9 protein-coding genes and 2 pseudogenes are annotated in these 8,420 nt (G+C 68.8%); 4 read left to right on the top strand and 7 right to left on the bottom strand.

The genetic code is table 11. From position 1 onward, the window contains the following. Window positions 1–541 (bottom strand): annotated as a pseudogene (locus tag F9K34_RS14815) (acetyl-CoA C-acetyltransferase); the annotation flags it as partial. A 93-nt stretch (window positions 542–634) separates the two neighbouring features. Between F9K34_RS14815 and F9K34_RS14810 the strand changes: the two are divergent. From F9K34_RS14810 to F9K34_RS14800, 3 genes are all read left to right on the top strand, one after another. Next, window positions 635–979, top strand: a complete 345-nt coding sequence (locus tag F9K34_RS14810; RefSeq protein WP_291337834.1) for an STAS domain-containing protein — start codon at window positions 635–637, stop codon at window positions 977–979. Then, window positions 960–1,460, top strand: a complete 501-nt coding sequence (locus F9K34_RS14805) for an ATP-binding protein (protein ID WP_291337829.1) — start codon at window positions 960–962, stop codon at window positions 1,458–1,460. The genes F9K34_RS14810 and F9K34_RS14805 overlap by 20 nt, the downstream gene beginning before the upstream one ends. A gap of 238 nt (window positions 1,461–1,698) precedes the next feature. After that, window positions 1,699–3,279 (top strand): gamma-glutamyltransferase family protein, encoded by a 1,581-nt coding sequence (locus F9K34_RS14800; protein WP_291337828.1) that lies wholly within the window; start codon window positions 1,699–1,701, stop codon window positions 3,277–3,279. A 9-nt stretch (window positions 3,280–3,288) separates the two neighbouring features. On the opposite strand, the gene hspQ is transcribed toward F9K34_RS14800, so the two are convergent. Next, window positions 3,289–3,615, bottom strand: a complete 327-nt coding sequence (gene hspQ, locus F9K34_RS14795) for a heat shock protein HspQ (RefSeq protein WP_291337827.1) — start codon at window positions 3,613–3,615, stop codon at window positions 3,289–3,291. A gap of 258 nt (window positions 3,616–3,873) precedes the next feature. Here hspQ and F9K34_RS14790 point away from each other — a divergent pair, with 258 nt between their 5' ends. Beyond that, window positions 3,874–4,455: a lytic transglycosylase gene (locus tag F9K34_RS14790; RefSeq protein ID WP_291337826.1), complete on the top strand. Its 582-nt coding sequence runs from the start codon at window positions 3,874–3,876 to the stop codon at window positions 4,453–4,455. A gap of 5 nt (window positions 4,456–4,460) precedes the next feature. Here F9K34_RS14790 and F9K34_RS14785 read toward each other — a convergent pair whose 3' ends face one another. From F9K34_RS14785 to F9K34_RS14765, 5 genes and pseudogenes are all read right to left on the bottom strand, one after another. Beyond that, complete coding sequence (locus tag F9K34_RS14785; RefSeq protein WP_291337825.1) at window positions 4,461–5,072, bottom strand: LolA family protein; 612 nt, start codon at window positions 5,070–5,072, stop codon at window positions 4,461–4,463. A gap of 309 nt (window positions 5,073–5,381) precedes the next feature. Beyond that, window positions 5,382–5,846 (bottom strand): Hsp20 family protein, encoded by a 465-nt coding sequence (locus F9K34_RS14780; protein ID WP_291337824.1) that lies wholly within the window; start codon window positions 5,844–5,846, stop codon window positions 5,382–5,384. 129 nt (window positions 5,847–5,975) lie between these two features. Continuing rightward, complete coding sequence (locus F9K34_RS14775) at window positions 5,976–6,809, bottom strand: trypsin-like serine peptidase (RefSeq protein ID WP_436405752.1); 834 nt, start codon at window positions 6,807–6,809, stop codon at window positions 5,976–5,978. A 91-nt stretch (window positions 6,810–6,900) separates the two neighbouring features. Continuing rightward, the gene (glcF, locus tag F9K34_RS14770) at window positions 6,901–8,190 is read right to left on the bottom strand and encodes a glycolate oxidase subunit GlcF (RefSeq protein ID WP_291337823.1); all 1,290 of its coding nucleotides are present in this window, start codon (window positions 8,188–8,190) and stop codon (window positions 6,901–6,903) included. After that, window positions 8,190–8,420 (bottom strand): annotated as a pseudogene (locus F9K34_RS14765) (glycolate oxidase subunit GlcE); the annotation flags it as partial. The pseudogene F9K34_RS14765 and the gene glcF, both read right to left, overlap by 1 nt.

The raw sequence follows: 8,420 nt of genomic DNA, 5'->3' as shown, positions 1-8,420 counted from the left end.
GCGCATAGGCGTCCTGGTCGGCGCGGGCGAACTGGAAGGCTGCGGCGCAATCCTCGGCGAAGGTGCCCATCAGGCGGCCCTTGTCGTAGGCGTCCTCGAGCCCGTCGAGGAACATGTGGTCGATGACCTGGGCGTGGCCGAGCCGCGCGCCGCCGCGCATCTTCGGCAGGAGATAGGGCGCGTTCGTCATGCTCTCCATCCCGCCCGCGACGACGATCCCGGCGGCCCCCAGCGCGATCTGGTCGTAGGCCAGCATCGCCGCCTTCATGCCCGAGCCGCACATCTTGTTCAGCGTGGTCGCGGGCACCGACTGCGGCAGCCCGGCCCGGAACCCCGCCTGCCGCGCCGGCGCCTGACCCTGGCCCGCCGGCAGGACGCAACCCATCAGGAGTTCCTCCACCTGGTCGGGCCGGGCGGCGGCATTGGCCAGCGCGGCGGAAATCGCGGCACCGCCGAGCGTGGCGGCATCGACCCCGGCGAAGACGCCCTGAAAGCCCCCCATGGCGGTCCGGGCGGCACCGGCGATCACGACCTCTTGCATTTCTTCCCTCCCGCTGGTCCGGACATGGCACAGGCATACCGAATGGTAAGGATTATGGTCCAGCCTTGCGCTGACGTGAAGAAGGGCAAAGGCATGAACCTCATCTCGGAACCCGGCGCCGGCGCGCTCATCCTGCGGGTGCAGGAGGAGCGGATCGACGCGGCCGTCGCCATCCAGTTCAAGGACCGGCTGCGCGAGCTGACGGCGGGGGGCGAAGGCCCGGTGATCCTCGACCTCTCGCAGGTCACCTTCGTGGACAGTTCCGGCCTCGGCGCCATTGTCGGCGCCATGAAGCTCCTGGCGCCCTCGCGCCCGCTGGAACTCGCCGCGATGACGCCGAACGTGGCACGCGTGTTCCGGCTCACCCGGATGGACAGCGTCTTTCGCATCCACGCGACGGCTCCGGAGACGGCCCTGCATGTGCGCGCCGCCGGATGACGCGGCCCTGATGCCGGCGATGGCACCTGCGGATTGCAGTGCGCTCCGAGGCGGCGACGACTGCTTCCGGCGCAACTTCCGGGCGGAGCCTCTCGCCGTGCGCGACGCCCTCAGGGCGGCGGTGGCGCGGTTCGCCCGCAGGATGGGGCCGGACGATGCCGGCACACTCGAACTCACCCTGGCCGAGGTGCTGAACAATGTCGTCGAACATGCCTACGCCGGGCTCGGCGCGGGTCCGATCGACCTGACCCTCTGCCATGCGGGCGGGCGGCTGCACTGCCGGATCGAGGATCACGGCCATCCGATGCCCCGCCTTGCGGCGATGGGCCGCGCCATGCCGGCGACCGACGTAGCCTGCACCGATCTTGCCGAGGGCGGATGGGGCTGGGCACTCGTCCGCAGCCTGACCGAAGGGCTCGCCTACCGCCGTGAGGGCGACCGCAATCTCCTCACCTTCGAGTTCCGGCCGGCGTGCCGCTAGGTCATCGGCCGCCGCAATGATGCCGCAAAGGCTTCAAAAACAAGCCCGATTGCCGGGGCAGATTGCCCCTGTAGCTGCTTAAGGCTTCCCTCGGCGCCGCGTTCAACAGCCCCCACCCATTGCGCGGCGCCGAGGTCTTCCCCATCCCGGCACTCCGTCGATTCCGCTCCGGGACGCCGCTTTGGCGATTCCTTTCCTGCAGAGGCCGCGCTAGCCTCGCGCCGGACAGGAGGTTCCCATGCGTGATTTCCAGCGGCCCGGCCGCTCGCCCGTCTTCGCGACGAACGCCATCGCTGCGACGTCCCACCCGCTGGCGACGAAGGTCGCGCTCGACATCCTGCAATCGGGTGGCAACGCGGCGGACGCCGCCATCGCCGGCGCCGTTCTCCTCGGCTTCGCGGAGCCGCAGAGTTGCGGAATCGGCGGCGACTGCTTCGTCCTGGTGAAGCCCGCGGGGACCGAAGAGGTCGTGGCGCTCAACGGTTCGGGCCGCGCACCCGCCGGTCTCGCCGCGGCCGACCTCCGCGCGCGGGGCATGGCCACAATCGGCACCGAGAGCATCGAATCCGTGACGGTGCCGGGCGCCATCGACGCCTTCTGCGCCCTTTCCGACCGCTACGGAAGGCTCGGCCTCGCCGCCGCCCTCGCCCCGGCGATCCGCTATGCGGACGAGGGCATTCCCGTGGCTCCGCGCGTGGCCTTCGACTGGCCCGAGAGCGGCGCGCGGCTGAGCGGCGCGGCGCGGGGCTTCTACCTCAGGGATGGCCGGCCGCTCGCCACGGGCGAGATCTTCCGCGCCCCGGGCCAGGCCGAGGTGTTGCGCCGCATCGCGCGCGAGGGCCGCGACGGTTTCTATGCGGGCGAGGTGGCCGAAGACATGGTGCTGTCGCTGAACGCCGCGGGGGGCACGCATAGGCTCGACGATTTCGCGGCCACCACATGCACCTGGGGCGAGCCAATCTCGGGCCGCTACCGCGATCACGACCTTCTGGAGCATCCGCCGAACGGCCAGGGGGCGACCGCAATCCTCCTGCTGAAGATCCTCGCGCATTTCGACATCGCGGCCCTCGACCCCCTTGGCCCCGAGCGCGCGCATCTCGAGGCCGAGGCCGCCAAGCTCGCCTATGACGCCCGCGACCGGTTCATCGCCGACCCTGCGCACACCAGCCGCCTCTCCCACATGCTCTCCGACGAGACTGCCGCCCGGCTCGCGGCGCTGATCGACCCGCGGCGCGCCATGGCGCAGGTTGCCCGGCGGACGGAAGCGATCCACCGCGACACCGTCTACCTGACGGTCGTGGACCGCGATCGAATGGCTGTCTCGATGATCTATTCGATCTACTGGGGTTTCGGCTCCGGCATTGCGTCGGAGAAGTTCGGCATCCTCTTCCAGAACCGCGGTGCGGGCTTCACCCTCGCCGAGGGGCATCCGAACGAGGCGGCGGGCGGCAAGCGGCCGATGCATACGATCATCCCGGCGATGCTCGGCCATGGCGGCAAGGTCGTCATGCCGTTCGGCGTCATGGGCGGTTCCCTTCAGCCGATGGGGCATGCCCATGTCGTCTCCAACCTCCTCGATTTCGGCATGGATCCGCAGGAGGCGCTCGACGCCCCGCGGTCGATGGCGGAGGGCGGCGAACTGAAGGTCGAGCGCGGCTATCCCGAGGCGACGCGGGCAAGGCTCGCAGAAATTGGCCACGCCGTCGTGGAGCCCGATGGCCCGCTTGGCGGTGCTCAGGCGATCCGGATCGACGAAGCTGGGGGCATCCTCGTCGGCGCCTCGGACCCGCGCAAGGACGGATGTGCGCTCGGCTACTGATGCCGGGGGTCAGTTCAGGTGGAAGTGGAGCGGATAGCGGCCGTCCTCGAAATCTCCGAAGAGATCATGCAGGTCCGGATGATCCACCGGCTCGCCGGAATTGTCGGCGACGAGGTTCTGCTCCGAGACATAGGCCACGTAGTAGCTGTCCGCGTTTTCGGCCAAAAGGTGGTAGAAGGGCTGCTCCTTCTTCGGCCGGCTCTCCTCGGGGATCGCGGCATACCACTCGTCCGTGTTGGAAAAGATCGCGTCCACATCGAAAACGACGCCGCGGAAGGGGTGCGTCCGGTGCCGAACCACCTGTCCGAGATGATACTTGGCGTGCGTCTTGAGCATCTTCGTTGCGCCCTCTCTGGCTAAATAATTAACGCCTAGGGCCTGCCCATGTCCATGTCTCAGTCCGATTCGCGCGGAAACAGTCTGTGGACCTCGCCCCTACAGTCCTGCCGCCCCGTTGCCGACGCGCGACACTTCGCGGGCGCCGTCCTGGGCAGGAGCCGGAAGCGACGCGGATCCACTGCCCGCTTTGTGATTTCCCCCGCCGGCGATTTCCCGTAAAATGCCCAAAAAAACGAGCAGATCGAGCGAGGCAGTATGGGCAGGCTTCTGCGACTTGGTATTCTGTTGCTACTCGTGTCCTGTGGCGGCGGACGGTATTCCGCGCCTCGGGATCTGGACAACGCCTGCGCCATCGTGGACGAGCGTCCGCATTACCTGGCGGCAATGCAGAGCTCGGAGCGCAGATGGGGCGTGCCGGTCTTCGTGCAGATGGCGACCATCTACCAGGAAAGCAAGTTCGTCGGGAACGCGAAGACGCCGCGAAAGTATGCGCTGGGCTTCATCCCGGCCGGGCGGCGGAGTTCGGCCTATGGCTATTCGCAGGCGCTGGACGGGACGTGGGACGACTACGTCGCCGACACGCGCAGCTTCGGGGCGCGGCGGAACAAGATCGAGGACGCGACCGATTTCATCGGCTGGTACATGGACCGGACGGAGCGGAAGCTCGGCATCTCGAAGTGGGACGCAGGCGGGCAGTACCTTGCCTACCACGAGGGCCACGGCGGGTATGCGCGGGGCAGCCATAACCAAAAGGCCTGGCTGCTGCGCGTCGCCTCGGAGGTCGGGCAGCGGTCGGAACGGTACCAGATGCAGCTTGCCGCCTGCGGCAAGCTCTAGCCTGACTACTTCTCGCGCTTGGCGTTCTTTCCGGCTTGGACATTGATGGAGAAGGTGTCCATCGGATAGCGCTTGCCCGTGGTCAGCGGGCCGAGGACCACGGTCGTCTGGCCGCCTGCCTCGTCGGTGACGGTCCATTGTTTCAGCGTCACCGGGTTCGCGGAGAAGGCGAGCTGGAGGGTTCCGAGTTCGGGGTGCTGAGGGTCCTGGGCCGTCACGACCGTGAGGCCGTTCTGTTCGCCGTGGCCGACGACCATCCTGGCCCGGGAAAGGTCAACCTTCGGGGCGAGGATGAGGTTGAGCGGGGTCTTCGATAGCGGGTACTGTTCGGCGGACGTATTTGATTTTCCATCGAAAATAGCGACCTGTCCGGCGGATGCGAGGACCAGGGTGCGGTCGGGCGGGGCATATTCGAAACGCATCCGCCCGGGACGCTCGATCATCACCCGGCCCTGCGATGTCGAGCCGTCGGCGTTGATCTGGCGGAAATCGGCCTCGGCCGTCGTCAAGCCGTTGAGATAGCTGGAAATCGCGCCGAGGGACAGCTTCTCGGCCTGGGCCGGCAGGGCCATCAGCGCGGCAAGGGCGGGGGCGAGGATCAGGCGTTTCAGCATCATGGTCACCATGTAGGGCAGCCTGCCCCGTTATGCCATAACCACGCGTCGGATCGGCGTCCCGCCGCCGTCGGATACGCGTCGGTTTTCCGTCCCGACAGGGCGCGCGGAACTGAAACCGAGCTTAAACTCCCTTTCGGGAGGATTCGGCGGGAAGGCTGCACCCGGCCAGGTGCCGAGGCTTGTCCTTCCACGATTGAACGCCACGCCCGACGAGACTGCCCCAGGGCCGCTACGGAGGCCGTTCGCTCCCTGCGTAAAGCAGAAGGGCGCGCCCGCCGGCGCGCCCCCGTTTCCAGCCTTGCGTCAGGCTCAGGCGCCGACCGTCTCCACCGCCTTCGCCTCGACGGTGTCGCCCCGGGCGATCTCGATCCGCCGGGGTTTCAACGCCTCGGGCACCTCGCGGGCGAGGTCGATGTGCAGCATTCCGTCGACATGGGCCGCGCCGGTGACCTTGACGTGGTCGGCGAGCGCGAAGCGGCGCTCGAAGGCGCGGGTTGCGATACCGCGGTGCAGGTAGGTCCGCGCGGGCTCTTCCTCGGACTTGCGGGCCGAGACGATGAGCGAGCCTTCCTTCACCTCGACGCTGAGCTCGTCGCCCGAGAACCCGGCGACGGCGATCGAGATGCGGTAGGCGTTCTCGTCGGTCTTCTCGATGTTGTAGGGCGGATAGGTGGGCTGGGCCACGTCGGCCGAAAGCACCCTGTCCATCATGTCGGCGATCCGGTCGAAGCCGACGGTCGCGCGGTAAAGCGGCGACAGATCAAACGTGCGCATGTGTCATCCTCCGTTGAGCGATGAAGCCCCATCCCTGCGCGAGATGCGGGCCGATAGGTTTCCGGAGCCCTGATGCGGCACCCCGGCAGGGTTCAGATGTGAACCGCTCCTTCGGAAGTCAAGACCCGCTCAGGGCTTCAGGAACTTTGCCCCGCCGGCCGCGGTCGTCTGCGTCCCCGCGATGCCGAAGCCGGGCGCCACCTTCCGGAAGGGGCTTTCCTCGGCCGCGAAGGCCGCGCGCAGCTCGCTGATCGGCCCTTCCATCTGTGTTCCGAGCGCGACCGCCTGTCCGTCCAGCTCGGCCTTCGCCGAGACCACCGAGACGATGCGCGGCTCGCCCCCCTCCATCGCGAAGATCGGCGCGCCGGAGGAGCCGAAATCAACCGAGCAGGTGAGGACGAGGATGCCCGGCTGGCGGCCGAGCACCTCGCAGGCGGGCTGGAGCGCCGGCGCCTCCGGCCGGTCGAACGCGTAGGAGACGACGCCCACGGTGTCGCCCTGCACCGGGTCGCGGCCGGTGCCGAAGGGGAGGACCGACGGCAACCGGATCGGCTGGTCGAGCTCCAGGATCGCGAGGTCGTAGGCCACGCGGTCGATCCGGTCGCGCCCCTCGTAGACGTATTCGGGGTGCGGCACGGCACGCCGGACGCCTCGGTAGGCCACGGCGCGGCCGTTGCGCCAGCCGGCGAGGAACTGGAACTCGGCCGGGTCGAAGCGCCGCCCGGTCGCCTGTTCGAAGAGACAATGCGCCGCCGTCAGCACGAGAGCCGGGGCGATGAGCGTGCCGGTGCAGAAGGCGGACTTGCCGATGTCGATGCGGCCCACCGCCTCCCAGCCGCGGGTGGCGTCGGCCGTGGTCAGCGCCGTGAGCGCCATATCCCCCGGCGTTGCCTGCGGCGCCTCCTGCGCCGCGACCATCCCGCCGACCAAAAATGCGGCCAGTGCCGCCAGAACCGTCCGCATTCCCGCCTCCGCCGCTTCGGACGGTTCCTATCCGCCGCATGGGGCAAGAATATGGCCGCGCACCCCCTGCCGCAATGGTCGGGCGCGGCAGTCACGCGTTGCCGAGCGCCCGGGGTTTAGGGCCGCCGGTCGCCCAGTCGAGAAGCTCGACCGTATGGACCACAGGAATGCCGGTGCCCGAACCGATCTGCATCATGCAGCCGATGTTGCCGGCCGCGATCACGTCGGGACGCCGTGCCTCCAGCGTCGCGACCTTGCGGCGCCTGAGTTCGCCCGAGATCTCGGGCTGGAGCAGGTTGTAGGTGCCGGCAGAGCCGCAGCAGAGATGGCTGTCGGCGGGCTCGACCACCTCGAACCCCGCCGCCTTCAGGAGCGTCTTCGGCGCCGCCGTCACCTTCTGGCCGTGCTGGAGCGAACAGGCGGCGTGATAGGCGACCCTCAGCTGTTCGGGCGCCCTTGCCGCCGGTTCCAGCCGCGCGAGCAGTTCGGTCACGTCGCAGGCGAGTGCAGCCACCTCCGCCGCCTCGGCGGCAAGTCCGGTGGTGCGGAACATGTGGCCGTAGTCCTTCACCGTCGTGCCGCAGCCGGAGGTGTTGATGACGACGGCGTCGAGTCCGCCCGCGCGCTTCTCCTCCATCCAGGCGCGGATGTTCGCCGCCGCCGAACCGTGTGCCTCGGCCTCGCGGCCCATGTGGTGCGTGAGCGCGCCGCAGCAGCCCGCGCCCTTCGCCACCACGACCTCGCAGCCTAGCCGGCGCAGAAGCCGGATCGTGGCGTCGTTGATGTCGGTGTTGAGCGCCTTCTGCGCGCAGCCCGTCATCAGCGCGACCCGCATGCGGCGGTCCCCCGCGGCGGCGAAGACCTGCGGATCGTCGTTGCGGCTGACCGGCGGCACCTGCTTCGGCGCCATCGCGATCATTGCGCGGAGCCGCGCGTCGGGCAGGAAGCGCGCCAGCGGCCGCGCCATCTTCGCGCCGAGGAGCGAGAGCCGGAAGAGTGTCGGGTTGGGGATCACCCTTGCCAATACCCACCTGAGCGCCTTGTCGCGCCAGGGCCGGCGGTATGTCTTCTCGATATGCGCGCGGGCGTGGTCGACGAGGTGCATGTAGTGCACGCCCGAGGGGCAGGTCGTCATGCAGGCGAGGCAGGAGAGGCAGCGGTCGATGTGCTTGACGGTCTTCTCATCCGCCGCCCGCCCGCTCTCCAGCATGTCCTTGATCAGGTAGATGCGGCCGCGCGGGCTGTCGAGCTCGTCGCCCAGCACCTGGTAGGTCGGGCAGGTCGCGGTGCAGAACCCGCAGTGGACGCAGGCGCGCAGGATCTCGTTGGCCCGGGCGATGCCGGGGTCCTTCAGCTGCTCTTCGGTGAAACTGGTCTGCATCAGCCCATCAGTCCCGGATTGAGGATGCCCTTCGGGTCGAACCTCGCCCGGATGCCGGCGGCGAGCGCTGCCACCGGCGCCGGCTCCGGCGGAAAGGCCGCGATGCGCGCCCGTGTCACCGCGTCCGCCCGGATCAGCGTTGCATGGCCGTCAAGGGGGCCGAGGCGCACGCGCAGGTCCTCGCCCTCCGGCATCAGGAGCCAGACGAGCCCGCCGCCCCAGTCGTAGAG

This window comes from Albidovulum sp. (assembly GCF_008933605.1).
Classification (GTDB): Bacteria; Pseudomonadota; Alphaproteobacteria; order Rhodobacterales; family Rhodobacteraceae; genus Albidovulum.
The sequence above is the reverse complement of the archived record's forward strand: the minus strand, read 5'-3'. Positions and strand labels throughout refer to the sequence as shown.

Excerpts from the sequence above, each read along its gene's own strand:
- F9K34_RS14800 (WP_291337828.1), top strand. The coding sequence starts at position 1,699 with ATGCGTGATTTCCAGCGGCCCGGCCGCTCGCCCGTCTTCGCGACGAAC.
- F9K34_RS14780 (WP_291337824.1), bottom strand. The coding sequence starts at position 5,846 with ATGCGCACGTTTGATCTGTCGCCGCTTTACCGCGCGACCGTCGGCTTC.
- glcF (WP_291337823.1), bottom strand. The coding sequence starts at position 8,190 with ATGCAGACCAGTTTCACCGAAGAGCAGCTGAAGGACCCCGGCATCGCC.
- F9K34_RS14790 (WP_291337826.1), top strand. The coding sequence starts at position 3,874 with ATGGGCAGGCTTCTGCGACTTGGTATTCTGTTGCTACTCGTGTCCTGT.
- F9K34_RS14805 (WP_291337829.1), top strand. The coding sequence starts at position 960 with ATGTGCGCGCCGCCGGATGACGCGGCCCTGATGCCGGCGATGGCACCT.
- F9K34_RS14775 (WP_436405752.1), bottom strand. The coding sequence starts at position 6,809 with ATGCGGACGGTTCTGGCGGCACTGGCCGCATTTTTGGTCGGCGGGATG.
- hspQ (WP_291337827.1), bottom strand. The coding sequence starts at position 3,615 with ATGCTCAAGACGCACGCCAAGTATCATCTCGGACAGGTGGTTCGGCAC.
- F9K34_RS14810 (WP_291337834.1), top strand. The coding sequence starts at position 635 with ATGAACCTCATCTCGGAACCCGGCGCCGGCGCGCTCATCCTGCGGGTG.
- F9K34_RS14785 (WP_291337825.1), bottom strand. The coding sequence starts at position 5,072 with ATGATGCTGAAACGCCTGATCCTCGCCCCCGCCCTTGCCGCGCTGATG.